This window comes from Streptomyces sp. NPDC050416, assembly GCF_044458845.1.
Classification (GTDB): Bacteria; Actinomycetota; Actinomycetes; order Streptomycetales; family Streptomycetaceae; genus Streptomyces.
In genome coordinates, this window is record NZ_JBITII010000005.1 from 337,288 (window position 1) to 362,228 (window position 24,941).

18 protein-coding genes are annotated in these 24,941 nt (G+C 69.5%); 6 read left to right on the forward strand and 12 right to left on the reverse strand.

The window, feature by feature from the left end; genetic code table 11:
• Positions 1-126: 126 nt before the first annotated feature.
• Positions 127-1,248 carry a PP2C family protein-serine/threonine phosphatase gene (locus tag ACIBL4_RS18225; RefSeq protein WP_399411128.1) on the reverse strand — a complete coding sequence of 374 codons (1,122 nt, stop codon included), beginning with the start codon at positions 1,246-1,248 and terminating at the stop codon, positions 127-129.
• A gap of 201 nt (positions 1,249-1,449) precedes the next feature.
• On the opposite strand from ACIBL4_RS18225, the gene ACIBL4_RS18230 reads away from it, so the two are divergent.
• Positions 1,450-4,137 carry a SpoIIE family protein phosphatase gene (locus tag ACIBL4_RS18230; protein WP_399411130.1) on the forward strand — a complete coding sequence of 896 codons (2,688 nt, stop codon included), beginning with the start codon at positions 1,450-1,452 and terminating at the stop codon, positions 4,135-4,137.
• Between the two features lie 70 nt (positions 4,138-4,207).
• Here the strand turns inward: ACIBL4_RS18230 and ACIBL4_RS18235 are convergent, their stop codons facing one another.
• From ACIBL4_RS18235 to ACIBL4_RS18280, 10 genes are all read right to left on the reverse strand, one after another.
• Positions 4,208-5,926: an acyl-CoA dehydrogenase family protein gene (locus tag ACIBL4_RS18235; RefSeq protein ID WP_399411132.1), complete on the reverse strand. Its 1,719-nt coding sequence runs from the start codon at positions 5,924-5,926 to the stop codon at positions 4,208-4,210.
• 94 nt (positions 5,927-6,020) lie between these two features.
• Complete coding sequence (locus ACIBL4_RS18240; RefSeq protein ID WP_399411134.1) at positions 6,021-6,587, reverse strand: PadR family transcriptional regulator; 567 nt, start codon at positions 6,585-6,587, stop codon at positions 6,021-6,023.
• A gap of 235 nt (positions 6,588-6,822) precedes the next feature.
• The gene (locus ACIBL4_RS18245) at positions 6,823-8,274 is read right to left on the reverse strand and encodes an alpha/beta hydrolase family protein (RefSeq protein WP_399411136.1); all 1,452 of its coding nucleotides are present in this window, start codon (positions 8,272-8,274) and stop codon (positions 6,823-6,825) included.
• 69 nt (positions 8,275-8,343) lie between these two features.
• On the reverse strand, positions 8,344-8,673 hold the full coding sequence (locus ACIBL4_RS18250; RefSeq protein ID WP_399411138.1) for a DUF4387 domain-containing protein: 330 nt from the start codon (positions 8,671-8,673) through the stop codon (positions 8,344-8,346).
• Positions 8,666-10,051, reverse strand: a complete 1,386-nt coding sequence (locus tag ACIBL4_RS18255; protein ID WP_399411140.1) for an acyclic terpene utilization AtuA family protein — start codon at positions 10,049-10,051, stop codon at positions 8,666-8,668. The genes ACIBL4_RS18250 and ACIBL4_RS18255 overlap by 8 nt, the downstream gene beginning before the upstream one ends.
• Positions 10,052-10,095: 44 nt before the next feature.
• Positions 10,096-11,151, reverse strand: coding sequence for a phosphoglycerate dehydrogenase (locus ACIBL4_RS18260; protein ID WP_399411142.1), 1,056 nt, complete (start codon positions 11,149-11,151; stop codon positions 10,096-10,098).
• Complete coding sequence (locus ACIBL4_RS18265) at positions 11,148-12,422, reverse strand: MFS transporter (protein ID WP_399411144.1); 1,275 nt, start codon at positions 12,420-12,422, stop codon at positions 11,148-11,150. Before ACIBL4_RS18265 ends, ACIBL4_RS18260 begins: the two co-directional genes overlap by 4 nt.
• Entirely contained in the window at positions 12,419-14,488 is a 2,070-nt protein-coding gene (locus ACIBL4_RS18270) for a hydantoinase/oxoprolinase family protein (protein WP_399411146.1), read from the reverse strand. The genes ACIBL4_RS18265 and ACIBL4_RS18270 overlap by 4 nt, the downstream gene beginning before the upstream one ends.
• Positions 14,485-16,164 carry a hydantoinase B/oxoprolinase family protein gene (locus ACIBL4_RS18275; RefSeq protein ID WP_399411148.1) on the reverse strand — a complete coding sequence of 560 codons (1,680 nt, stop codon included), beginning with the start codon at positions 16,162-16,164 and terminating at the stop codon, positions 14,485-14,487. The genes ACIBL4_RS18270 and ACIBL4_RS18275 overlap by 4 nt, the downstream gene beginning before the upstream one ends.
• Positions 16,161-17,318 carry a tartrate dehydrogenase gene (locus ACIBL4_RS18280; RefSeq protein WP_399411150.1) on the reverse strand — a complete coding sequence of 386 codons (1,158 nt, stop codon included), beginning with the start codon at positions 17,316-17,318 and terminating at the stop codon, positions 16,161-16,163. Before ACIBL4_RS18280 ends, ACIBL4_RS18275 begins: the two co-directional genes overlap by 4 nt.
• Before the next feature lie 200 nt (positions 17,319-17,518).
• Here ACIBL4_RS18280 and ACIBL4_RS18285 point away from each other — a divergent pair, with 200 nt between their 5' ends.
• The 4 genes from ACIBL4_RS18285 to ACIBL4_RS18300 all read left to right on the forward strand — a co-directional run bounded on the left by ACIBL4_RS18285 (position 17,519) and on the right by ACIBL4_RS18300 (position 23,071).
• Entirely contained in the window at positions 17,519-18,448 is a 930-nt protein-coding gene (locus ACIBL4_RS18285; protein ID WP_399411152.1) for a LysR family transcriptional regulator, read from the forward strand.
• Between the two features lie 190 nt (positions 18,449-18,638).
• Positions 18,639-20,837, forward strand: a complete 2,199-nt coding sequence (locus tag ACIBL4_RS18290) for an MMPL family transporter (RefSeq protein ID WP_399411155.1) — start codon at positions 18,639-18,641, stop codon at positions 20,835-20,837.
• A gap of 102 nt (positions 20,838-20,939) precedes the next feature.
• Positions 20,940-21,659 (forward strand): response regulator transcription factor, encoded by a 720-nt coding sequence (locus ACIBL4_RS18295; protein WP_399411157.1) that lies wholly within the window; start codon positions 20,940-20,942, stop codon positions 21,657-21,659.
• Entirely contained in the window at positions 21,656-23,071 is a 1,416-nt protein-coding gene (locus ACIBL4_RS18300; RefSeq protein WP_399411159.1) for an ATP-binding protein, read from the forward strand. Before ACIBL4_RS18295 ends, ACIBL4_RS18300 begins: the two co-directional genes overlap by 4 nt.
• Positions 23,072-23,223: 152 nt before the next feature.
• On the opposite strand, the gene ACIBL4_RS18305 is transcribed toward ACIBL4_RS18300, so the two are convergent.
• The gene (locus ACIBL4_RS18305; protein WP_399411161.1) at positions 23,224-23,868 is read right to left on the reverse strand and encodes a response regulator transcription factor; all 645 of its coding nucleotides are present in this window, start codon (positions 23,866-23,868) and stop codon (positions 23,224-23,226) included.
• A gap of 210 nt (positions 23,869-24,078) precedes the next feature.
• Between ACIBL4_RS18305 and ACIBL4_RS18310 the strand changes: the two genes are divergently transcribed.
• A complete protein-coding gene (locus ACIBL4_RS18310) occupies positions 24,079-24,798 on the forward strand; it encodes a GntR family transcriptional regulator (protein ID WP_399411163.1) in 720 nt (239 codons plus the stop codon).
• Positions 24,799-24,941: the final 143 nt, after the last annotated feature.

Below are 24,941 nucleotides of genomic sequence, written 5' to 3' on the forward strand. Positions count from 1 at the left end.
GGCGACGGCGGCATGCGCGGCGAGTTCGCGTCCACTTCCGCCGGGCTGATGTTGTAGCCGCCGCGTACGACGATCTGCTTGATGCGGCCCAGCACGTGCGGCTTTCCGGCATGCGGACACGAGGACTCAACCCTCGATGCCGACGGTTCCCCGATCCTGCGCGTCGGAGGACCTCAGCGCTAGGGCCGCGATGTCGTCGTCGAGCCTTCCGCCGCTGTGCCGCAGCAGAGCCAAGTGCAGCTGGTCGAGCAGCTCACGGGGCTGCTCAAGGCCCTGCCGCCGCATCCAGTCCGGCAGCGGGAAGAACTCGCCCGCGTGGTCCCGGGCCTCCGATACGCCGTCCGTGTAGAGCAGCAGCTGGTCCCCCGGGGCGAAGGCGACGACGTCGACCCAGTAACGGTCACCGATGAGCGCTGCGAGGTTGAGAGGCGGGGAGGCGATGGTCGGGACCAGGACCCGGACGTTGCCGTGACGCGCGATCAGCGGCGGGGGATGCCCGCAGTTGAGAAGTCGTACGCAGCCGCCGTCGTGCGGGATCTCCGCGAGGAGAGCAGTGGCGAAGTGCTCGGACTGGTCCTGGTCCGGAAACACAGTGCTGTGACGCGTGACGGCGGTCTCGAGGCGGTGGATGACGCCCTGCAGGTCGGGCTCGTCGTAAGCGGCCTCTCTGAAGCAACTGATCACCGCCGAGGCCGCCCCCACCGCGGACAGGCCCTTGCCCCGTACGTCGCCGATGAGCAGCCGGACCCCGTGCGGTGTACCGATCGCCTCATAGAAGTCGCCGCCGATCCGGGCCTGCTCCTGAGCCGCCAGGTACAGCGACTCGATCTCGACGCCCTCGATGCGGTGTGGCAGCGGGCGCAGCAGCACTTTCTGGGCCGCGTCGGCGACGAGCCGGATCTGGAAGATCATTTCCTCACGCTGAAGTCGGACATGACTTCCGTATGCGGCCGCCAGGGTGACCGCGACGATCGCGGCCGCCGTGTACTGCGTCCCCAGATCGGTGTAGAAGAAGCTGAGGACGATCATGAGCAGCAGGCAGAACGCCCCCAACAGGATCGTGGGGAGCACGGGCCACATCGCGGCGGCAAGGGCGGGCGCGGCGGGCAGAAGGCGGCTGAAGGCGATCTCCCTGGGCGTGGAGAACGCCAAGCCGGCGATGAGAGCGGTCAGGATGAGGGGTGACAGCCGGGCAGCTTCCCATCGGCCGCTGTAGGCGGGGCGACGGCGCCACAGCCGTGCAGACATGATCACAAAATGCATCATATCGACCTAATCAGACATCGGGCATGGCATGATCATGCGCCGCACACGAGAAATGCGCGCCGGACGACCACGTCCGGAGGGGCCCAAGTCGTGCAGCGCATACCGCCCGGGCGGTATGAGGTCAGCCGGGCACGGATCGGCCGAGCCCTGGTCACTTGGGATCACCGATGTTAGAAAGGTCACATGGCGAATCCTTTCGCCCGTTTTCGACACCTGTCGGTCAAGCGCCTCCTCAGCAAGGGCACGCGGAGCGTGGCCGGACAGGTGCTCGTTTTCCAGGTGGCTCTGGTGGTGCTGCTCGTGGCCTGCGGCGTCTTCGCTCTCATCCTGCAGTCGGAGCGGGACTCCAGCGCCGAGGCCAGGCGACGCTCCACGGCCGTGGCACAGACCTACGCGCACTCACCAGGCGTCCTGGCGGCATTGCGGACCCCGGATCCGAGCAGGATTCTCCAGCCGCTCACCGAGGCGGCACGCCGGGCCGCCGGCGTCGACTTCATCGTGGTCATGGACACCGAGGGCATCCGGTACACGCATCCCCTGCCGGACCGCATCGGAAAGCGGTTCGTGGGCGAGATCGGGCCGCCGCTGGCGGGGAAGGTCTACGTGGAGAGCGTCGACGGCCCGCTCGGTCGCGAGGTGCAGGCCACGGTCCCGGTCGAGGACACCGACAGCCAGGTGGTGGCCCTGGTCTCGGCCGGGATGAAGGTCGAGAACGTCGAAAGCCAGCTGGCCCGGCAACTACCGATCATCCTGGGCGCCGGGGCCGCGGCGCTCGCGCTGTCCACCGGTGTGACGGCGCTGGTGGGCAAGCGGCTGCGACGCCAGACACACAGCCTGGCCCCGGACGAGATGACCCTGATGTACGAGCACCACGACACGGTGCTCCACTCCGTTCGGGAAGGGGTACTGATCGTGGCCGCGGACGGGCAGCTGATGCTGGCGAACGACGAAGCCAGACGCCTGCTGGAGCTGCCCCCCGACGTCGAGGGGCAGCTCGTCCCGGAGCTGCCGGGCCTCGATCCCGAGATGAAGGCGCTGCTCGTCTCCGGGCGCGAGGCCACCGACGAGGTGCACCTCGCGGGCGAGCGGCTGCTCGCGGTCAACCAGAGGCCCACGGACTTCGGGTCAGGCCCCGAGGGCACGGTGGTGACACTGCGCGACTCCACCGAGCTGCAGGCGGTGACCGGCAGGGCGGAGGTGGCACGGGAGCGGCTCAGGCTGCTGTACGACGCCGGACTCCGCATCGGTACCACCCTGGACGTGCTGCGCGCCGCCGAGGAATTGGCGCAGGTCCCGATTCCCCGCTTCGCGGACTTCGTCACCGTGGACCTGGCCGACGCGGTCCTGCAAGGCGAGGAGCCGGCCCTCACGGCGACGGACATGCGACGCGCGGCCGTGTGCGGCATTCACGACGACCATCCGCTCTCCGAACAGGGCCGGCTTTTCGACTACCTTCCCGCCACGCCCCAGGCGCGCGGCTACGGCAGCGGCCGGGCCCAGCTGGTGAGCGATCTGCCGACCGCCACGGGCTGGCGCGTGCAGGACCCCGAGCGCGCCAAGGCGATCATCGACCACGGCATCCACTCCCTCATCAGCGCCCCCATCCAGGCCCGGGGCGTCGTGCTGGGCATGGCCAATTTCTGGCGCGCGCACCCGCACGATCCCTTCGACGAAGAGGATCTGTCGCTGGCGGAGGAGCTGGTGGCCCGTGCCGCGATAAGCATCGACAACGCCCGCCGTTACACCCGCGAGCACGCTCTGGCAGTCACCCTCCAGCGCAGCCTGCTGCCCCAGGCCGTGCCGGAGCAGAACGCCCTCGACATCGCCTACCGCTACCTCCCCGCCCAGTCGGGCGTGGGCGGAGACTGGTTCGACGTGATTCCCCTGCCGGGGAGCCGGGTGGCACTCGCCGTCGGCGATGTGGTCGGCCACGGTCTGCACGCCGCCGCCACGATGGGACGGCTGCGGACCGCGGTGCACAACTTCTCCGCCCTCGATCTGCCACCCGACGAGCTGCTGAGCCATCTGGACGACCTGGTCGGGCGCATCGACCTGAACGAGACGGCGGAGAGCGCGGCGGGCGTCGTGGGCGCCACCTGCCTGTACGGGATCTACGACCCCGTGACGCGCCACTACGTCATGGCGCGTGCGGGGCATCTGGCGCCGGCGCTGGTGCGGCCTGACGGAACCGTCACCTTCCCTGACGTGCCGGCCGGTCCGCCCCTGGGTCTCGGCGGCATGCCGTTCCGGACCGCGGAGCTGTGCCTCGCGGAGGGGACCCAGCTCGTCCTGTACACCGACGGACTCATCGAGGACCGCAGACGCGACCTGGACGTGGGAATGGAGATTCTGCGCGACACGCTGACGGGCCACGCCGGCCGGCCGCCCGAGGAGACTTGCCAGGACGTGCTGGACAATCTGCTCCCCGATCGTCCCAAGGACGACGTCGCCCTGCTCGTCGCCCGCACTCGGGTACTGCCGCGCGACCGCATCGCCGACTGGGACGTACCAGCGGACCCGGCCGCCGTCTCGGGCATGCGCGACGCTGTGTCCCGAAGGCTCGAAGCTTGGGGCCTGTCAGAGTTGGGCTTCACCATGGAGCTGATCCTGAGCGAGCTCATCACCAACGCCATCCGCTACAGCGCCGGGCCGATCCACGTACGACTGATCCGCGACCGCGCGCTGATCTGCGAGGTGGCCGACGGCAGCAGCACCTCACCGCATCTGCGGTACGCCGCGACGACGGACGAGGGAGGCCGGGGCCTGTTCCTGGTGTCGCAGATGGCTGAGCGCTGGGGCACCCGGTACACCCCGCAGGGCAAGGTGATCTGGGCCGAGCAGGCCCTGCCCGAGGCCAGCCGAAATCCCTGAGCAGGGTGCGAGCGTCACGGCTCCCGGGGGCCCTGCCCGTCACATGTCGACGAGCCCCCTGGGCGGACTGTCACGGCGCCATCTCGTACGCCCCGGACAGTGCCTCCACACGCTCCCAGACGCGTCCCGAACGCCCTTCGTCGACGACGGGACGCCGGACGGCACCGAGCGCCCAGCGCTGCTGGTCCACCGTGGCGGAGTCCTTGCCGTGCAGGTCGACGGCGAAGGCCGAGAAGTCGCGGACGAGGACGGAGAACAGCTCGTCGAGCACATCCTCGTCCAGGTCCGTCAGACGGGCCTGCTCCAGGATCAGCTGGCCGTGCACCACCAGCGCGAACAGCTGGCCGACGGCGAGAAGAAGATCGAGGTCGCGGCTCTGCTCCTCGTCGGGGGCCGCGGTGGCGACGAACTCGCACAGGGCGTCGGCCTGCTCCCGGAAGCGGGCGACGTTCGGCACGCCGGCGTATGCGTCGTAGGCGGGGCGCCAGTCGTGGAAGCGTACGGAACCGAGGCCACGGGCCGGTCCCTGCTGGAAGAGGAACGTGTCGTCGGCCACGTCGAGGCGGGTCGGCACGGGCGCGAACTCGGCCGGGTGCAGGAGGTGGTTGCGCATGAACTTGAGGATCAGCGCGAGGTTGACGTGGACCGTGCCTTCGAGCTTGGGCAGCCCCCGGATCTCGACGGCGGCCTGGGCGAAATAGGTGTCCTTCTCGAAGCCCTTGGCGGCGATCACGTCCCACATCAGGTCGATGACCTTCTCGCCCTCCGTGGTCACCTTCATCTTCGTCATCGGGTTGAAGAGCAGGTAACGGCGGTCGTCCGGCGAGGCGGAGCGGAAGTAGTCGACGGCGCGGTCGCTGAACAGCTTCATGCCGACCAGGCGGACGTACGCGTCGGCCAGCTCGCGGCGCACGTGCGGGAAGGCGGTGACGGGGCGGCCGTACAGGATGCGGTTGTGCGCGTGGGTCACCGCCTCGTACATCGCGTGCTCGCAGATGCCGATGGAGGCGGTGCAGAGGTTGAACTTGCCGACGTTGACGGTGTTGAGGGCGGCGTCGAAGGCGGCGCGGCCCGTGTGCAGGACGTCGTCCGGGCCCACCGGGTAGTCCTCGAGGCGGAACTCGCTGACGTACTTCGAGGAGTCCACGACGTTCTTGACGAGGTGATAGGCCGGGTGGCGGCTGTCGACGGCGAAGAAGACGTAGCCGTCCGGACCCTCGATGTCGGCGCGTCGGCCGAAGACCGAGACGAGCCCGGCGGCATTGCCGTTGCCGATGTAGTACTTGGAGCCCGTCGCCCTGAAGCCGCCGTTGCCGTCCGGTGTCAGCAGCATGTCGGTGGAGTAGATGTCGGCGCCATGGGTCTTCTCGGAGAGACCGAAGGCGAACACCTCACCCTGGGCGAGGAGTTCCGCCGCACGGGTACGCGCTGCGGCGTTGTCGCTCTGCCAGACCGGTCCGAGGCCGAGGATGGTCACCTGCCATGCGTACCAGTAGTCGAGACCGTAGAACCCGAAGATCTCGTTGAGGGCGGCGATCCGGGCCGTGTCCCAGCGCTGGTCCTCGTGTCCGGCGGCGGACGCCGGGGTGAGGAAGGTGGCGAACAGCCCCTCCTTGGCCGCGAAGGCGAGGAAGTCCGCCAGCCAGGCGCGGGAGCGGTAGTCCTCGATGAGCCTGCGCTTGCCGCGGTCCTCGAACCAGTCGACGGTGGCACGCAGCAACCTGCGGGTTTCGGGGTCGAACTGCGCCGGGTCGTAGGTACGGGGGTTGAAGAGGAGGGGGTCGGCCATGGAGGGTCCGCCTTCCGAGGGTTGAGGGTTGAGGGTTGAGGGGGGAGGGTGCAGGTCTGAAGGTCTCGGGGTGCGGGCGGCGGTGGCCTGCGGGTCAGGCATGCGGGGGTGACGTGCCGAGCCGGCGGAGGGTGGCGAGTACGTCGTCGAGCCAGGCGATCGTCATCCGCTCGTACGCGATGCCGCCGCGCAGCACGACATGCTGCAGTTCCTGACCGGCGTCGAGCGGGGTGGGAGCCGCCGGGCCGGTGAAGTCGCGCAGCTCCCCGGCCAGATAGTGCGCGAGCCGGTCGATGTGCACCTGGCGGTGCCGTTCGACCTCACGGATCAGCGCGGACGGGTCGTCGAAGGCCGCGCCGCGGATCTTCACGGCGAGTTCGTGCCGCATGCTCTCGGGTTGGATCGATTCGTGCAGCCACTGAGAGAGGGCGGCGCGGCCGGGGCCCACGACGGAGTACTCCTTCTTGTCCGGCCGGCTCTGCTGCGACAGCTCACGGACGGCCAGCAGGCCCTCGCTCTCCATGCGCTTGAGAACGCGGTAGATCTGCTGGTGCGTGGCGGTCCAGAAGTATCCGATGGACCGCTCGAACCGCCGGGCCAGCTCATAACCGGAGCCCGGCTTCTCCAGCAGGGAGACGAGGATCGCGTGTTCGAGCGCCATGCCTCGATCCTCATATGCAACTCGTTGCATAGCCAAGGGGCGCTGCCCAGGTGAGACAGGGCTCACTGACGTCGGCCAACCTCATGGGCTTCCTCACGTCTTTCGTGCGGAGGAGCGTCACTTCCCGCACGGCCAGCGCGGCCCAGCAGGGACACGGCGTACGAACTGAGTTCTTCGGCCAGGGACATGGGGCTCTCCCGAGTGTTGGGCGGAGAGAAAGGGCTGCGGGCCGGCTTCAGGGTGCGATGCCCACGCCCTCGATACGGCTCCACGCCTGTTCCTGCGCGGCGGACATGGCGGGCCAGTGGAAGCCGCCGGGCCGGGGGCGGACCTGGGTGGCGAACGGGGCGGGGCGGAACGCCGGATCGTAGTGGCAGCCACCACCGTAGGTGGTGTCGAACGCGCTGCACGAACGCGCGATCGAGGTGGGGGTGGGCTTCCGGCCGGTGCGTGCCCATGTGTCCAGAGCCGCCAGGGAGTTGGCGTACTCGGCGTTGCTGAGCGCGCTGTGATCGCTCTCCCTCGTGAAAGTCTGGACGAGGTTCTCGCCTCGGTCGGCGGCCTGGACCGTGGCGCGATAGGCCGCCTCGTGCTCGACGAAGACCTGTGGGTCGTCGATCGCGTGCAGCGTGAGGACCGGGAGTGCGATCCGTCCGGTGAGGTCGCTGTCGTAGGAAAGGTCGCGGCGCGCGGTGGGGTCGGCCGAGAAGCGCGCCACGCCGGCGTTGAGCGCCTTGTCGTCGTGCGAACCGTCGTAGCGGACGCCACGGTTGCTGAACGGGTTACGGCCGTCGAGCCGGTTGGACACGATGTCCCGGACGAGGAAGGCCGCGTACTGCATGTTCGTGGCCAGGGAGCGTTCCGGGATGCGGGTGACGGCCAGGATGTCGTCGAGGTCGCGCTGCTGCTTGGCGGTCCGGTCGGCCGGGTCGGACTCGATGCCGGTGCACTCCTGGAGTCGGCCGTGGACCTCGTCGGGTGTCATCGGGGAGTCCGCGGGCAGTCCTTGCCACAGCGGGTACTGCGGTTCGGTGGGACGGGGCAGGTTGCGGCAGTAGTACTGGTAGACCGTCCGCAGGTCCACGCGCGTGTCGTAGCCGCGCGAGCCGCCGGCCAGGAAGCCGTTGGTCAGCAGGACTCCGTCGTAAGCGCCACGCTTCCCGCCGTAGGTCTCGGTGACCTTGGCGGCGACGTTGCCGCCCCAGGACTGGCCATGCAGGTAGGTGCGGTCGGGGCGGCCGAAGTGGCTGACGAACAGGCGGCGTACGTTCTCCGTGTCGGCGGCGGCCATGCTGACCCCGTAACCGCCGCGTCGGTACGAGGAGCCCACCCAGGCATAGCCCTCGTCGACCATCACCGCCCAGCGTTCCAGGTCCTCGTTGGTGGTGGACTCGTCGTAGGAGAAGTCGGGACCGCCGTGGGCGTGGACGACGAGGGAGCCGTTCCAGTCCTCGGGGACGGCCATGGTGTAGTAGGCGCCGTTGGCGTCCCGGCCGGTGTAGCAGTCTGCCTTCTCCGCCAGGTGGCCCGGGCAGGTGGCGACGTTGGGGCGCGTGGTGTCGGCCGGGGCGGCCGGTGCGATGCCGAGCGTGCCGACGACCGCGGCCGCGAGCAGTGCCGTCAACGCCGAACGGCGTCCGCGGGCCTGGGGACGGCTACCGGATTCGGGCACGGCAGGTGTGATCAAGGAGCTGCTCCTTCATGTGCTTTCGGGGGTGAGCTGGTGAACGACCGGGTCCGGCGGGCGCGTTCGGGGTCAGGTCGCGGGTACGGGCAGAACCGCCAGCGGCACGTGGTGCTGACCGGAGTGGACGTCACGGTCACGCAGCGACGCCTGGCTGACGGGACGCGGGAACGAGATCTTGACGACGTTCAGCGACGGGATGCGGAACATCAGCACGTCGGCCTCGTCGAGTCCGTAGAGCCGGGCGACCGTGCCCTCGTTGAGGAACGTCTCGTCGGCGGCGATGCGATAGCCGTCCGCGTCACGCATGAACAGCTCCATGGTGACCCAGAACGGCCCGGCGTTCTTGGACCGGACCTCGTACGCCAGGTCGCCCAGGGTGGTGGGGGCGGTCTCAGCCATGGTGGGAGGCCTCCTCGAACTCGGTGCGGAACATGTCGGTGGGGGTGAGGGTGTCGACCACGTGGTTGAGCACGAACTCGTACGCCGGACCGCGCTCGACCTCGGCCGGTGAGGTGGCGAACGCCAGGCTCGGCAGGTGGTCCATGTCGGCCGTCGGCAGGTGGAGCATCAAGGGGTTGGCGATCTTCGCGACGGCGGTGGCGGTGCTCTGGTCCGGTGCGTTGACGAGGAGCATGACTCCCACCTCGCGAGGCGGACCCACTGCCGGATCCAGATCCCCCAGAATGGCGTTGTGCCCGTAGAGGCGCAGGTCGAAGGCGTACTTGTCGTCGCCGATGCCGATCGTCTGCTCCACCCGCTGCCTGATCATCGTGCGCATGAGACCGGCCCAGTCGTCGATGTTCGCAAGGATGTGCGGATCCCGGATCGCGCTGAACGACATGGTCTCGTAGCCGGTGATCCGGGCGCCTTCGAGCTTGACGGTGTGCTGGTCGGCGACATGGAACCGCGAGCCCTCGACCCGCACTGTGCGGTCGTCCAGGGCGGTGTAGACGGCCTCACGGACGTCCAGGGTGCCGTCCGGCTCGCGCATCCGGAACGGGTCCACCGTCTCGTAGAGCATGTGAGCGGCGACCAGGATCGGTGTGCAGGCGACCGTCGGATCGAGCGGCTCGATGGTGAAGCCGTCGGCGTCGATGGTGGCCAGCACCCCACCGGAGCGCGGGTTGCTGGTGCATTGCCCACCGCACTCGATGATCTTGGAGGCGTGCCAGGTCGGTCCGGCCGGCATGTCCTTCATCAGCGGGTAGGCGGCGGCGATGGCGGTATCGGTGGCGCGGCCGGCGAGCACGACCTGCGCACCGGCCTCCAGGGCGGCGACGATCGGCTCGTGCCCCATGGCGCCCACGATGTGCGTACAGCTCTGCAGCGTCTCCGCCTCCAGTGCGCCCAGCGGAGGCAGGGCATGGATCCGGCCCTCGTCCAGGCACTTCAGGAGCGCGCCGGTCGCCTGCTCGCTGTAGATGCGCGCCACCCGCAGCCGGAGTCCCTCGGCCGCCAGGATGTCGGCGACGATGCCGGCGACCCAGTCGACACCGGAGTCGGTTCCGCTGGTGCCGCACGAACCCACGATCAGTGGGATACCGGCGCCTGCCGCCGCCTTGAGCAGGACCCGCAGGTCACGGGCGACCGCGGCACGCGTGGTCTTGGGCTGCGACGCGCCGAGGTAGTAGGGACCGGAGTCGGTGCTGCCCCCGTCGACGGAGATGACATCGGCGCCGAGCGCCAGACCTCGCTCGATCGTGGCCTCGGGAAAGCCGGCGCCGAGCATGCCGGTCGGTGCCAGGACCTTGACCTGGTCGACCCGTTCGTTTTCCATGTTCCTCTTTCTTGTGTCGGTACCGGGCACATGGCGGGCGGGTGTCACCCGTCGACCCGGGCAGTGGGGGCGTGGGGCAGCAGGTGGGCGTTCACCGCGAACCGGGGGCGGCCCGCGAGGGCGGCCACCACCTCGGCCGCACCCTCGAGGCCGGCGGCGGCACGGGCTTCGGCGGTCTGGCCCGCCAGGTGGGAGAAGACGACGATTGCCTCGACGTCCCGCAGCGGGCTGTCGGCCGGGAGCGGCTCCTCGCTCACCACGTCGAGGGCCGCCGCGGCGATCTCGCCGGTGCGCACGGCGTAGGCAAGGGCCTGTTCGTCGACGACGGCTCCCCGCGCGGTGTTGACCAGCACCGCCGTCGGCTTCATCCGCCGGAAGGCGGAGGCGTCCAGGAGACCGCGTGTGCGGTCCGTCAGCGCGGTGTGCACCGATACGTAGTCGGAGGCCGCCAGCAGCTCGGGGAGGGCGACGAACCGCACCGACGGGTCCGACCGCTCGTCTTCCGGCACACCGGTCGTGCAGAGCACTTCCATGCCGAAGGCCCGCGCCAGCGGCACCACGGCGCGGGCTGCCGCCCCGTATCCGATCAGGCCGAGCGTCGCCCCGCGCAGCTCGTGCCCGTCCTCCCTCGGCCACCGGCCGGCAGCGACGCCCGCCGCGCTCTGCACCAGTCGCCGCGCGGCCGTCAGCAGCAGACCGAGGGTGTACTCGGCCACGGCGTTCGCGTTGATTCCGGGCAGGTTGCTCACGGTGATGCCGAGCTTGCCCGCGGCGACGATGTCGATCGAGTCGTAGCCGACGCCGGTGCGCACGATGGCGCGCAGGCTCGGAACTTCGGAGAGGACCTGGGCGGTCAGGGGATCATGGCCGACCAGGGCCGCGTCGATCCCGCCTAGGGCGGCGACGAGTTGCTCGGGACCGCGTCGGCCGACCAGCGGGGCGTGTACCGCTGTGTGGCCATGCGCCCGGAGATAGTGATCGACCTCGTCGCCGGGCCGTAGGTAGTCCGTGGTGATCAGAATGCGGGGCACGGTTCCTCGTCTCTGGCTGCGTCCGGCGCCGGCCTCGCGCCGCGCCGCGGGGATGGGCTGGCTGGTCACTTGGCGAGGGTCAGGGCGGTGCGCCGCTGAAGCACACCGATCCTGGCTACGACGATGATGGACAGCGAGGCGACCACGGCGACGTCGATGAGCATCAGGGGCCATCCGGTGATGTCGACCATCCCGCCGACCACCGCCGGGCCCAGGAAGCCGCCGCCGGCCCAGCCGACGGTGTACATACCGGCGTAGGTCCCGAAGACCCGTGCCGAGGGTGCGAGGTTCCACAGGACGACCACCGCGTTGACCAGGAAGCAGGTCGCGCCGGCCGCCGCGAGACACAGGGCCACGGTGGCCCCCGTCGGGGTCTGGACGATCGTCCCCAGCACCATGGCACCGGCGAAGACCGACATGCCCACGGCCATGACCCGGAGCCGTCCGTAACGCTCGGCGAGCACGGCCGCCGGGTAGGCCGCCAGGATGAAGGCGACACCGCTGGGCAGGGTGAGACCGCCGGCGGCTCCCCGTGACATGTCCAGGGCTTCCATCCCATACGGGGTCATCAACGACCGGGACGCGGCCCATGCGCTGCCGAAGAGGAGAATCGCGAGGAGCAGCAGGAGCCTGCTGCGATCGGTGTCCTTGAGGATCTCGGAGAAGGTGTCCCGGACCCGTGGCTCGGTGCGCTCGGCGCTGTGCTCCTCATCGCTCTCGGCCACCGCTGCCTGGTAGGCCGGGGACCGGTTGTCGCGCACGGTGGCCGTGAGCACCCCGATCGAGATCAGCATGATGATCGCGGGGATCGCGAACGCGAGGCTCAGATGCTTGTCGACCAGGAACATGCTGATGAGCGCGGCGACGATGGCCGTGATACTTGAGGCGATCTTGACTGCGGCGTTGGCCCGGCTTCGTCGCTCGGGTGCGATGAAGTCCGGTACGAGCGCCTCGGCGATCGGCTTGAAGGTGTTGGCGGCGAGCGCGTACGAGAACAGCACCACGATCAACAGCGGCAAGGACGCCGCGCTGTGCGGGATGAGGATGAACAGCGCCGCGGCGATCGGCATCCCGGCCACCAGGTAGGGCATCCGCCGGCCCCAGGAGGTCCTCGTCCGGTCGGACCGGTTGCCGATCCACGGCTGGATGAAGATGCCGAGCAGGTTGTCCATGCCCATCAGCAGACCCACGACGGCCGCGCTGGTGAGGTGCTCCCGCAGGAGCGGCGGAACCTGGGATTCGTAGAAGTTCCAGGTCGACTCCTGGGCGAAGACCGCGAGAGCGACCAGGAGCGTGATGCGCCGGGTGGGTGTGCGCTGTCCTGCTGACACCGTCGTCATGACTCCACCTCGACCACGAGGGTCAGGTCGTCGGTGACCCGGATCCGGCAGTCCGGCCCGAAGGAGCAGGACGATTCGCGTTCCTCGAAGATCGCCGGACCTGTCAGTTCGGTTCCGGGCGTGAGCTCGTAGCGGTTCCAGACGGTGGCTTCGAGCAGCCCGTGTCCCGGAAAGTGCACTGGCCGGACACCGCGGCTTGCCTCACCTCCGCGCGCATGGCTGACGTCCGCCGACACCTCATGACCGGGCAGTTGCATGGAGAGCCGCCAGTTCACGACTTCCACGGCCCCGTCGAGGGACCGGCCGAACACGGCGCGGTACGTGGACGCGAAGGCGGTCCTGATACGTCCGAGACCGGCTGGGCCGAAGTCCTGCTCGGGTACATCGACCTCGATCTCGAAGCCCTGGCCGAGGTAACGCATGTCGATCGAGCGGCGCACCCGTACCAGCTCGGGACTGCCCGGCTGGAGCGTTTCGGTGGCGCGGGCCGTCATCTCGTCGTACAGCGCGGCCACTTGGTCCCAGTCGACGTCGGCGAGCGGCGACGACAGGCTGCGGACCTCGTCGACCGTGGGAGCGGCGACGAGGAGCCCGCAGGCGGACATCACACCGGCCCGCATCGGCACGATCACCCGGGACATCTTCAGCGACTTCGCCAGCCCGTAGGCATGGACGGGTCCGGCTCCGCCGAAGGCCAGCAGCGTGAAGCCGGCGGGGTCCTTGCCCTGCTCGGACAGGTGCATGCGGGCGGCGGCGGCCATACTTTCGGTGACCACCTCGACAATCCCGGCGGCAGCGTCGGCGGTGTCGAGTCCCAGGGGACCCGCCACCTCACGGGTCAGCGCCTTGTGGGCCTCTCGCGTGCGCAGCCTCATCTCGCCGCCGAGGAAGTTCTCCGCGTCGAGATGACCGAGCAGGAGGTCGGCGTCCGTAACGGTGGGGCGTTCGCCTCCGCGCCCGTAGGCGACGGGGCCGGGCACCGAACCGGCGCTGCGCGGTCCCACCTTGAGCAGCCCGAGTGCGTCGGGTGCCGCGATCGAGCCGCCTCCCGAACCGATCTCGATCATGTCGACGACGGTCAGGCGCACCGGCAGCCCCGAGCCGGGCTTGAACTTGTCGACCCGCCCCGCCTCGAAGTCGTGCTTGAGCCTGGGCCTGCCCCGCTGGACGAGAGCGATCTTCGCCGTCGTACCGCCCAAGTCGAAGGAGACGACGTCCTGCTCCCCCAGCGTCCGGGCGACAGCGGCGGCGGCGATGGCACCGGCCGCGGGGCCCGACTCGAGCAGCCGCACGGGGAACCGCTTGGCGTCCTCAAGGTTCGTGACTCCACCGCCGGAGAGCATGATGCGAAGGGGCGCGTCGATTCCCATCGCGGTCAGGTCGTCACGCAGGTCGTCGAGGTAGCGCGCCATCAGGGGCTGTACATACGCGTTCAGGCAGGCGGTGCCGGCCCGCTCGTACTCGCCGATGACCGGCGCCACGGCGCTGGAGAGCGTGACGGGGAGGTCGGGGTGGGCCCGCGCGACCAGGTCCCGCACCCGGTGCTCGTGCCCGGCGTCGCGGTAGGAGTGCATCAGGGCCACGGCCAGTGCCTCGATGCCCTGGTCCGCCAGATCCCGCACAGCCGCGAGGACGGCACGCTCGTCGAGCGGTTCGAGTTCACTGCCGTCCGCGGCGATCCTGCCGGGTACCCCGCGGCGCAGACGGCGCGGCACGAGCGGCTGAGCCGGCCGGGCGAGCAGGTCGGTGGTGTCGAACCTCGTCTCCCGTCCCATTTCGAGGGAGTCGCTGAACCCGCTGGTGGTCAGCAGACCGACGACCGCTCCGGTGCGTTCCAGCAGGGTGTTCGTCACCAGCGTGGTGCCGTGCACGATGCCCGCGACGTCTGTGGGGGCCGTGGACGTCTCCTCCAGCAGGCGGGCGATCCCCGCGGTGATGGCCTCGTTGGGGGCGTGGGGTGTGGTGGGCAGCTTGCCGGGCCGGATCAGTCCCCGGCGCGGGTCGTGGAGCAGCAGATCGGTGAACGTTCCGCCGACGTCGACGCCGATCCGGACCGTGCGGCTCATCGGCCCGCCTCCTCACGTGCGCTTCCGCCCGCCGTCGGAACTGTGCGCGGGTTCTGCCGACTGGCTGGGACGGTGTAGCCGGCGGTCTCGTCGGCGATCAGGAGTTCGGGCTCACGCTCCTCGGGACGGCCGAACCCGCCGCCGCCGGGGAAGGAGATGACCACCGACGAGCCGGGGGCCAGCTGCGAGATCGACTTCAGTGGGACGCGCTCGCCGGAGTCCAGGACGACCTGTGCGGTGGCGCCGGGTTCACCGCCGGCCAGTCCGAGCGCCGGATGCCGCTCGCGGTCTCCGAGCAGCACCATCTGCACCGGTCGGCTCGTCGGGTTGCGGACCTCGATGGTCTGGCCGAGTCCTCCGCGGCGCCGGCCCCGTCCGCCCGATCCGGCACGTAACTCCTTGCGGAGGAAGTGCAGCGGAGACGCGGCTTCCAGGACCTCGATGCTGCCGCCGCCGGAGTTGGTCGGGAAGGCGGTGGTGGACAGCCCGTCCGACTCCTTGGACGCGCCCATGCCCGCGTTGGCGAAGAGCATGAGGCTGAAGGGCCGGCCGGAGTCGTCGACCCCCGCGAAGCGGACCCGCAGGGCGGGGGCGCCGCCGCTGTCGGCGATGACACGGTGGGGCAGCACCGGAGCCAGTGCCCGGTACACCGCGCAGGACAGGAGGTGGCCGGTGAGGTGCCGTGCCAGGACGGGCGCGGGAAATCTCGGGTTGACGATCGTCCCCTCCGGCGCGGTGACCTGGATGGAGCGGTAGGAGCCCCAGTTGGTCCGCGTGGACGGATCCAGCAGGATCTTCAGCGGATACATGGAGTAGGCGCGGGTGTAGTTCAGCGTCGAGTTCGTCGCGAAGGGCACCTGGGGGGAGCTGCCGGTGTAGTCGATCCCGGCCTCCTCGCCGCGCACGGTCACCGCGCACTCGATGTGCGTGGGGTGGCCTTCGACGCCGTCCGCGTCCAAGGCGGCGCGGTAGACGCCGTCGGGCACGTCGCGGACACCCGCCCGCATCGCGCCGTCCGTCACCGCGTGGACCTGGTCCGCGAACGCCTCGAAGTCCGGCTCGCGGAAGTCGGTGAGGAACTCCCGGGCGCGTCGGCGGCATACGGCGTGTGTCGCGGCCTGCGCCTCCAGGTCACCCCACACCTGGTCCGCCAGTCGTACGTTCGCCAGCAGCAGGTCCTTGACCCCCTGCTCGACCCGCCCGGCCCGCAACAGGCGCAGCGGAGGAATCAGGATGCCCTCGGAGAGCAGCTCGGTGGCGCTCATCGAGGGTGTGCCACCGATGTCCGGTGAGTGCGCCACGGTGCCGGCGAACGCGACGAGCCGTCCTCGGTGGAAGACCGGGGAGATCAGGGCGATGTCGGGCAGATGCCCCGTGGCGATCCACGGGTCGTTCGTGATGACGCTGTCGCCGTCCTGCCACTCGTTCGCCGGGAACCGTTCGAGGACCAGCGCGGTCAGCGAACTCATCAGGGCGGCGAAGGCGGGGATGCCGGCCCGTGACTCGGCCATCGTGCGGCCGGCGCGGTCCATCAGGACGACCGTGTAGTCGTTCGACTCGCGGATGATCGTGGAGAAGGCCGTGCGCAGCATGGTGGAGGCCGCCTCGTCGGTGGCGGCGGCAAGCCGGTCCCAGCGCACTTCCAGGCCGACCGGGTCGGAGACAGGTCTGATCATGACGCCGCGACCCCCTCTTCGACCGCGCGGCCGGCCGGGTCGCCGGCCGCCGCTCCCTGGCCGTGGCCGAGGAGTGAACTCGCGGCGATCCGGGCCGCGATGGCCTTGCCCAGGCCCACCGTGGTCCCCGTGCCCCCGAGGTCGGGGGTGACCACATCGGGCTGCTCGTCCAGCACGCTCTCGATCGCGGCCACAACGTGCGCGGCCGCCTCGTGCTCGCCAAGGTGGGTGAGCATCATGGCGCCGCTCCAGATCTGCCCGACGGGGTTGGCGACACCCAGACCGGCGATGTCCGGCGCCGACCCGTGCACCGGCTCGAAGAGGCTCGGGAAGGAGCGGTCGGGGTTGATGTTGGCGCTGGGGGCGATGCCGATGGTTCCGGTACAGGCCGGGCCGAGGTCCGAGAGGATGTCACCGAACAGGTTGCTGGCGACGACCACGTCGTACCGGTCGGGCTGGAGGACGAACTTCGCGGTCAGGATGTCGATGTGGTCCTTGTCGGCGGTCACGTCGGGGTACCGGGCGGCCATCTCGGTCGCGCGCTCGTCCCAGTAGGGCATGGAGATCGAGATGCCGTTGCTCTTGGTCGCCCAGGTCAGGTGCTTGTCCGGGCGGGACGAGGCGAGTTCGAAGGCGTAGCGCAGGACACGGTCGACCCCGGTCCGTGTCATGACCGTCTCCTGGACCACCGTCTCACGATCGGTGCCCTCGAAGATCCGGCCGCCGATGCTGGAGTACTCGCCCTCGGTGTTCTCCCGCACGACGTAGAAGTCGATGTCGCCCGGCCGGCGGTCACGCAGCGGACTGCGTACGCCGCGCAGCAGCCGGACGGGGCGCAGATTGACGTACTGGTCGAAGCCCCGCCGCAGCTGGAGCAGGCTGCCCCACAGCGAGACATGGTCCGGGACCACCTCCGGCCATCCGACCGCACCGAAGAAGATCGCGTCGAAGTCGCCGAGCACGTCCCGCCAGTTCCCGGGCAGCATCGTGCCGTGGTTCAGCCAGTAGTCGGCGCTGGCGAACTCGAACTCGGTGACGTCGAGTTCGAACCCGTGCGCCTCGGCGGCGGCCCGCAGGCACCTCAGCCCCTCCGGAACGACCTCACGGCCGATCCCGTCGCCCGGAATGGCTGCGATGCGATAACTCTGCGGCACGAATGCACTCCCAGTCCTCGTGATCGATGCGCGAGTCCGGTGGCGAGCACTCTGTCCAGAGGCGTTCCGCTCACGGCGCGACTGGGTCCTACCTTGGCCAGCGGTGACAGCCGTTACAAGCCCGTTACCGGCAAGGTACGTTTTCCCCCATGGAAAGCCCTCGGCGTTCTGGTCGCCCCTGGTCCAAGAGCCGTTCAGTCGTGGACGACCTGGAGTTCTTCCACGTGGTCGCGTCGAGCGAGACGCTGACGGCCGCTTCGCGGGAACTCGGCTGCTCTCTGCCCGTCGTCAGCAAACGCCTCAGCGCGCTGGAGCGCCGCCTGGATGTCCGGCTCGTTCAACGCGGCGCCCGCCGGCTCGTGCTGACGTCGGAAGGCGAGCTGTACGCGGCGCGCGTCGAGGCGATCCTCGACCAGGTACGCGAGCTCGAGGACACGATCACCGACACGGCCGGGGGGTTGCGCGGGTCTCTGGTCGTCGAATCCACGCTCGGTCTCGGCCGCACGCATATCGCGCCGCTGCTCGGCGAGTTCGCCGCGGCCCACCCTGACTTGCACGTCCGGATGCAGACGTCCGCGCTGCCTCTACGGCCTCACCGGCGTGAGTTCGACGTGGCCGTCCACGTGGGCATGCCGCCCGACTCCTCGCTGCGCATGCGGCGTCTGGCCAGGAACCGGCGCGTGCCGTGCGCGGCGCCGTCCTACCTCGCCGAGCACGGCACGCCGGCCGGCATCGAGGACCTGGCCCACCACAACTGCATCGTGCTGCGGGAGAACGAGAGCGATTTCGCGCTCTGGCGCTTCGGGGACGCGGACCGTCCCCGGCATGTGCGGGTGCACGGCAGTCTGTCCAGCAATGACGGTGACGTGGTGACCGGCTGGGCCCTGGAGGGCCGTGGTGTGATCATGCGCTCGGAGTGGCACGTCAGACCGCATCTGGAGCGCGGAGAGCTCGTCCGGGTCCTGCCGCACCTGTCGACACCGGCCGCCGACATCTATGCCCTCCTGGAAGCGGACGGCCATGTCCCGCGACGTGTCAGCGCACTCATCGACCACCTCGCCGCGCGGCTCCCGCTGCGGCTGGACCAGCATGCCAAGGAGCAGTCCGCGGTCACGCGGAGCGCCGGCTAGTCCTCCCTGGTGACCGGCGCACCTGACGGTGCCGGAGCCGAACCGTCAAGGAACCGTCAAGTTCCCCGTGAGGCGGTCGTCAAGTCCACTGCGAAGGATGTGGCGGGTCGTCTTCCCAACAGTGAGGGGCTCTTTGATGGCTACGCTCTTGTACCGACTGGGCGCGTGGAGTGCTCGCCGGTGGCCAAGGATGTTGATCGGGTGGCTCGTCGCCCTCGGTGCGGTGGTCGGTCTGGGGGTTTCCTTCGCCGGGTCCTTCACGGACAGCAGCTCGATTCCCGGCTCACCGGCCCAGACGGCGCTGACGAAGATGGAACGGCACTTCCCCGAGCCGGATGCGCAGTCGGCACAGATCGTGTTTCAGGCTCCGGCCGGCCGCAAGGTGACCGAGGCGGATCTGCGTAAGCCCCTGGAGGCGACGCTGGAGGCCACGGGTCGTGTCTCCGGGGTGAGCGAGGTCGGTGACCCCTCCGAGAGCGGCACCGTCTCCGAGGACGGACGCACCGCGGTGGCTCAGGTCACCTTCACCACCAAGGAGGAGGACGACGTGCCGGAAGGCACGTTGGACGCGGTGAAGGCCGCGGGCACCGAAGCCCGGCAGGCGGGGCTGAGGACCATCTACGGCGGTGAGCCGTACGAGTCCTCGCATCCGCCCGTGGGCCCGAGTGAGCTGATCGGACTGGGCGTGGCCCTGGTCATCCTGGTGATCACCTTCGGGTCGCTGCTCGCGGCGGGTCTGCCGCTGATCACCGCGGTGCTCGGGATCGCCGGCACGGTGGCCGCGATGATCGGTCTGGCCACGGCGTTCGACGTCTCCGACAACGCGCCCACCCTGGCGATCATGCTGGGGCTCGCCGTCGGTATCGACTACGCCCTGTTCATCGTCTCCCGGCACCGTGCCCAGCTCGGTACCGGTATGCCGGTGCTGGAGTCCATCGCCACGGCCACCGCCACCGCGGGCAGCGCCGTGATCTTCGCCGGCGCCACCGTCCTCATCGCGCTGTCCGGTCTGTCGGTGGCCGGTGTGCCGATGCTGACCTCCATGGGTCTGGCCTCGGCCGGAGCGGTCGCGGTCGCCGTCATCACGGCGGTGACGTTGCTGCCCGCGCTCATGGGAATGGCAGGCCACCGGCTCACGCCCAAGGCACCCCGGCCCGCGGCCCGGAGCCGCAGGTTCCTGCCCCTGGGCCGTGGGCGCGCCCTGCGGCGGGCGCCGCACAGCGGCCGGACGGCCACGATGGGTGTGCGCTGGACCCAGGGCGTCCTGCGCCACCCCGTACGCAACCTGATCCTGGGCACGGTCGCGCTGATCGCCCTGGCCGTTCCCGCCGTGGAGCTGAAGCTGGCACTCACCGACGAGGGTTCCAGTGCCACGAGCAACTCCAGCCGTCAGGCCTACGACGTGATCAGTGACGCCTTCGGTCCCGGCGTCAACGGCCCCCTCGTCGTGCTCGTCGAGAACGACGATCCGGCCACCGTCAGCTCCACGGCCGCCGCCGTCGAGGACGAGCTGCGAGGGGTCCGGGGCGTAGCGGACGTCAGCGGTATCGACATGGCCGAGGACGAGACGGCGGCACGGATCCAGATCATCCCCGGCACCGGACCGCGGTCCGAGGAGACCAGCGGCCTCGTCTCCCGGCTGCGCACCCAGCTGCAGCCGTTGGCACAGTCCAGCGGCTCTTATGTGGCCGTCACCGGTATGACCGCGGTCAGCATCGACGTCTCCGACAAGCTCAGCGGCGCACTCGTGCCCTTCGTGATCGTCGTCGTCGGCCTCTCGCTGCTCCTGCTGATGATCGCGTTCCGGTCGATCGCCATCCCGGTCAAGGCGACCATCGGGTTCCTGCTGTCCGTGGGTGCCGCCTTCGGAGCCACCGTCGTTGTCTTCCAGTGGGGATGGCTGGCCGGCCCGCTGGGCGTGCCCAGCGAGGGCCCGGTGGCCAGCTTCGTGCCCATCATCGTGATGTCCGTGCTCTTCGGGCTGGCCATGGACTACGAGGTGTTCCTCGTCTCCGCCATGCGCGAGGACTACAGCCGCCACCGCGACGCCCGCACGGCCATCCTCAACGGAGCCCGCAACGCCGCCCGTGTGGTAACTTCTGCCGCGCTCATCATGATCTCGGTGTTCGTCAGTTTCCTGTTCTCCCGCGACGCCGACATCATGCCGATCGCCTTCGCCCTGGCCTTCGGAGTCATGGTCGACGCCTTCCTGGTCCGTATGACCCTGGTGCCGGCCATCCTTGCGCTCCTCGGGGACCGGGCCTGGTGGCTGCCGCGACGCCTTGACCGCGTGCTGCCCCATCTCGACGTCGAGGGCGAGAACTTCCACGCTCCCGAACCGGCGGCCCCGCACGCCCCCGTCAAGGAATCCGCCCCAGTAAGCCTGTGACGAGACCATGATCAGCAGAGCCGCTACCGGACACCCGCCCGGTCCGCCGCACCGGCGGCAACGGCAGACGTCGGACGGCCGCTGCCGCCACCAGGAGCACATATGAACGCCGCCAACACGCCGGGGACCGCAGACCGCGTCCTCGTCATCGACGATGATCCCGGTATCAGGCGTCTGCTGATCTCGGCACTGCAGTTCGCCGGATTCGAAGTCGACACGGCCGGCGACCTGAGCGAAGCCCTCGACCAGGTCGCCCGCCGCCCCCCGGACGTCATCGTCCTCGACGTGATGCTCCCCGGCGCCGACGGCTTCGAGATCCTTCAACTGCTGCGCGCCCGCGCCATCGACGTACCCGTGCTCTTCCTCACCGCCCGCGACGCCGTCGAAGACCGGGTCCGAGGACTGCGCCTGGGCGGCGACGACTACGTCACCAAACCCTTCAGCGTCGTCGAGGTCGGTGCCCGCCTGCAGGCGCTGCTGCGCCGCGCCCGCGGCGCAACCCCCACCGCCGAGGAAACACGCCTGCGTTGTGGCGACCTCACGCTCGACGACCTCCGTCACGAAGTCCGCCGAGCCGGCCAGGTCGTCGAACTCTCTCCCACCGAATACCGTCTGCTGCACTACCTGCTGAGTCACCAGGGGCAGGTCCTCTCCCGCGCCCAGATCCTCGAGGCCGTGTGGCAGTACGACTTCGGCGGGGACTCCGTGGTCGTCGAGCGTTTCATCTCCAACCTCCGACGCAAGATCGACCACGGTCGTACGCCGCTGCTGCGCACGGTCCGCGGCGTCGGCTACACCCTCCGAGCGCAGGACCACACGTGAGACTCCGCGGCCGTCTTCCCTGGGCCTCCTCCAGCGTCCGCCTGCGCCTGCTCGCCGGGCTGGCCGTTCTCCTGGTCGTCGGCCTGGTGGTCAGCGCCGTCATCAGCGCCCTTCTCCTGGAAGACTTCCTGGACAAGCGCAACCAGGACACCCTCAAAGCCAACGCCGAGCGTTTGACCCGGGTCATCGGCCAGGGACCGCAGACCGCCAATGCCGACCAACTCGGCGCCCTTCTCGGTTCGCCCCTGGGCACGGTGGCCGTCGACGAGGACAACGGCGTTCTGCTGAGCACCGGTTCGGCGTCCCGGGCCGCCGACGAGGTGGCCGCGCTCAGCGCGACCGCACCGACGGGACGTGTGGTCACCCTGGAGGGCGGCGACCTCAGTGCCGTACGCATCCCCAGTCCCGGCCTGATCATCGACCGCGGGCCCGCCGAAGGCACCGTGGCACCGGCGGCCGTCATCCTCACCATCGACACCTCCGTCGACGACGCCACCACCGACGCGCTCATCAGACGGCAACTGGCTTTGATCGGCGGCGCGTTGCTGGTACTGCTGGGGCTGTCCGTCATCGTTCTGCGCCTCGGCATGCGCCCGCTCGCCCGCATGGCCCGCAGCGCCGACGCCATCGCCGCGGGCTCCCTGACCGAACGGCTGCCCACCCACCGCAACGGCAGTGAGGCCGACCTGCTGGCCAAGGCGGTCAACCGGGCGTTCGACGCCCAGGCCCGCGCGGAGGCGACCGTTCGCTCGCTGGCCGCCGACACCTCCCACGAACTGCGTACTCCCCTGTCCACCATCTCCGGATGGCTTGATTTGCACCGACAAGGCGGCCTTTCCGGTCCGGGCCTGGAGACCGCACTCGAGCACATCGAGAACGAAGTGGGGCGTATGCGCCTGCTCGTGGAGGATCTCGCGCTGCTCGCCCGCCTGGACGCCGGCCGACCCGTCGAGCAGGACGACGTGGACCTCACCGTCCTGGCCGCCGGCGTCATCGAGGACGCCCAGATCATCTACCCCCAACGCGACATCGCCATGGCACCCGCACTGCCCGCACCCGTCATCGGCGATGCCGCCCGTCTGCAACAGGTCCTGAGGAATCTCGTCGGCAACGCAGTCCAGCACACTCCGGCTCAGACCTCCGTGCGCCTCGAGGTCACCCTCAGCCGTGAGACCGTACAGCTGAGTGTCATCGACAACGGCCCGGGAATCTCCCCTGATGACCTGCCCCGTGTCTTCGAGCGGTTCTGGCGCGCCGAGGCCAGCCGGAGCCGCGCCTACGGCGGTTCAGGTCTCGGTCTGGCCATCGTGGAGGCCGTCGTCCACGCCCATCACGGACAGGTGAACGTGCACTCGGACGTGGGAGTCGGAACCACCGTCACCGTCCGGCTCCCGCGCGGCCATCGCCCGTGATGCCCCACGCACGGCACGGAGAACGGCCTGGAGGGGAAGTCGTACGAGGAGGTCGTCGCCGCGCCCGCGATGTGGACCCTGGCGAGATCACCCCGGCCTGAAGCCGAAGCGGTCGGTGGTCGAACGCGAAGACCGGAACCTCAGACGTAGGACTACGACGCCGCTTGCAGCCGGGTGGCGATGAAACTGGTGGGTGTCATGCCCGGCACGATGAGCCCGCTCTCATAAGCGAAGGCGATCAGATGCCCGCGCCGGCGGATTCCCAGCTTGCTGAGCATGTGCGTGATGTGGGTCTTCACGGTGAGGGGACTCAGACCGAGGTCGCGGGCGATGGAGGCACTGTCCTGACCGCTCGACAGCATGGTGAGGATCTCGCGTTCCCGGAGGGAGAGATCCCGGGTCAGTGCGGGCGTGACCCGTGCCGGCGCCTTGCGGACAGCCGGGGCCGTCCCCAGAGCGACGACAAGCCCGCCCCGGCACACGGTTTCCAGGGCGGCGATGAGCTGTGACGCGCTGACGTCCGCGGCGAGAACGCCCGTGGCGCCGGCACGCACCTGGGCATCGACCTCCTGATCACTGGGAGCGCCGAAGACCACGGTCCGCGCCACGGCACAGATCTCGGTGATCAGGCCAGTGAAGGCGTCCGGTTGCCCGGTGTGGATGGAGCGGTCGAGCACGACGACGTCCGCGTCGACGCCGACATCGAGCAGGCCTCTGAGATCCTTGTCGTGCGCGGCGGTGCCGGCCACCCTCATGGTGCCGCTCGCATCGATCACCTTGGTGAGCGCGGCCCGCACCAGGAACGGCCCGCCTGCGACAATTACCTTGTTCACGGGTCCTTCTTCTCGGCTCGACCGGGATGACCTGACCCATCATTCACACAGCACTTGACGGTCGGCCCGCAGTGAACCTGAGGGTTCCTTGACGGTTGCCTGGCGACGGCCTGGACGTCCCGGCCGGACCCCAACCGGTTGACAATTCTGCTGTAGCAAATACGGTACTGCGTCATGGGACAGCTTCCGCAGCTCACGATCTCGGCGACGCTGGGTGACCAGGCGTACACGGCGATCCGTGAGGCGATCGTCTCGGGCGTCCTCGAACGAGGTCAGAGGGTGACCGAGCGGGGGCTGGCCGAGTCTCTCGACATCAGCGCGACACCGGTACGTGAGGCGTTGCGCCGTCTGGAGCAGGACCGACTGGTGGAGCGAACCGGCCCACGTTCGGTGCGCGTCGCGAAGTACGCGGAGGAGGAGCTGCGGGAGTTCTCGATGATCGGGGACTCGCTTCGCGCACTGGCCGCACGTCTGGCCGCAGAGAAGTCGACCGCGGAACAGAGACGGCAGATGTGTGCCGTCCTCGACGAGGCCGACCGCCTGCGCGGCCAGGCGGCCGGACTCGCTCCCGGCAGTGACGAAGAGCGGAAGCTGATCGAGGAGATCCTGCACCGCATGCGGCAGTTCCACAGCCTGGTGGACCAGGCCAGCGGGAACGCCACACTGCTGCAGATGCTGCACATGGTCGACGCCTTCGGCGCGGACGAACGACGCGACAGCGTCCTGTCCGAGGTCAGCGACGAACGGCGCAGCGCCGTGGATGCGCGCTATCACCAGCACCGTGCCATCTACGACGCCATCGCCGCCGGAAACGGCAGGCGTGCGGAAGAGCTGATGAACGCGCACAGTCGGGCGTCGAGCTCCTCCCTGCTCACGGCGCGTTTCTCGCAGTGAGAATCGCCGAAGTGGTCATCCTGTCCCGCGCAAGCTATAGCAAATAGCGAACGATTCGGAGAGGGGCGTCCGTACACACCGAGCCGCCCGCCAGCAGGCGGCTCGGCCCACCATACAACGTATACGCTATGGCATATGGCAAG

Bases quoted from the DNA above. Each gene is read 5' to 3' on its own strand.
- ACIBL4_RS18225 (WP_399411128.1), bottom strand. From the start codon at position 1,248: ATGTCTGCACGGCTGTGGCGCCGTCGCCCCGCCTACAGCGGCCGATGG.
- ACIBL4_RS18230 (WP_399411130.1), top strand. From the start codon at position 1,450: ATGGCGAATCCTTTCGCCCGTTTTCGACACCTGTCGGTCAAGCGCCTC.
- ACIBL4_RS18235 (WP_399411132.1), bottom strand. From the start codon at position 5,926: ATGGCCGACCCCCTCCTCTTCAACCCCCGTACCTACGACCCGGCGCAG.
- ACIBL4_RS18240 (WP_399411134.1), bottom strand. From the start codon at position 6,587: ATGGCGCTCGAACACGCGATCCTCGTCTCCCTGCTGGAGAAGCCGGGC.
- ACIBL4_RS18250 (WP_399411138.1), bottom strand. From the start codon at position 8,673: ATGGCTGAGACCGCCCCCACCACCCTGGGCGACCTGGCGTACGAGGTC.
- ACIBL4_RS18255 (WP_399411140.1), bottom strand. From the start codon at position 10,051: ATGGAAAACGAACGGGTCGACCAGGTCAAGGTCCTGGCACCGACCGGC.
- ACIBL4_RS18265 (WP_399411144.1), bottom strand. From the start codon at position 12,422: ATGACGACGGTGTCAGCAGGACAGCGCACACCCACCCGGCGCATCACG.
- ACIBL4_RS18270 (WP_399411146.1), bottom strand. From the start codon at position 14,488: ATGAGCCGCACGGTCCGGATCGGCGTCGACGTCGGCGGAACGTTCACC.
- ACIBL4_RS18275 (WP_399411148.1), bottom strand. From the start codon at position 16,164: ATGATCAGACCTGTCTCCGACCCGGTCGGCCTGGAAGTGCGCTGGGAC.
- ACIBL4_RS18290 (WP_399411155.1), top strand. From the start codon at position 18,639: ATGTTGATCGGGTGGCTCGTCGCCCTCGGTGCGGTGGTCGGTCTGGGG.
- ACIBL4_RS18295 (WP_399411157.1), top strand. From the start codon at position 20,940: ATGAACGCCGCCAACACGCCGGGGACCGCAGACCGCGTCCTCGTCATC.
- ACIBL4_RS18310 (WP_399411163.1), top strand. From the start codon at position 24,079: ATGGGACAGCTTCCGCAGCTCACGATCTCGGCGACGCTGGGTGACCAG.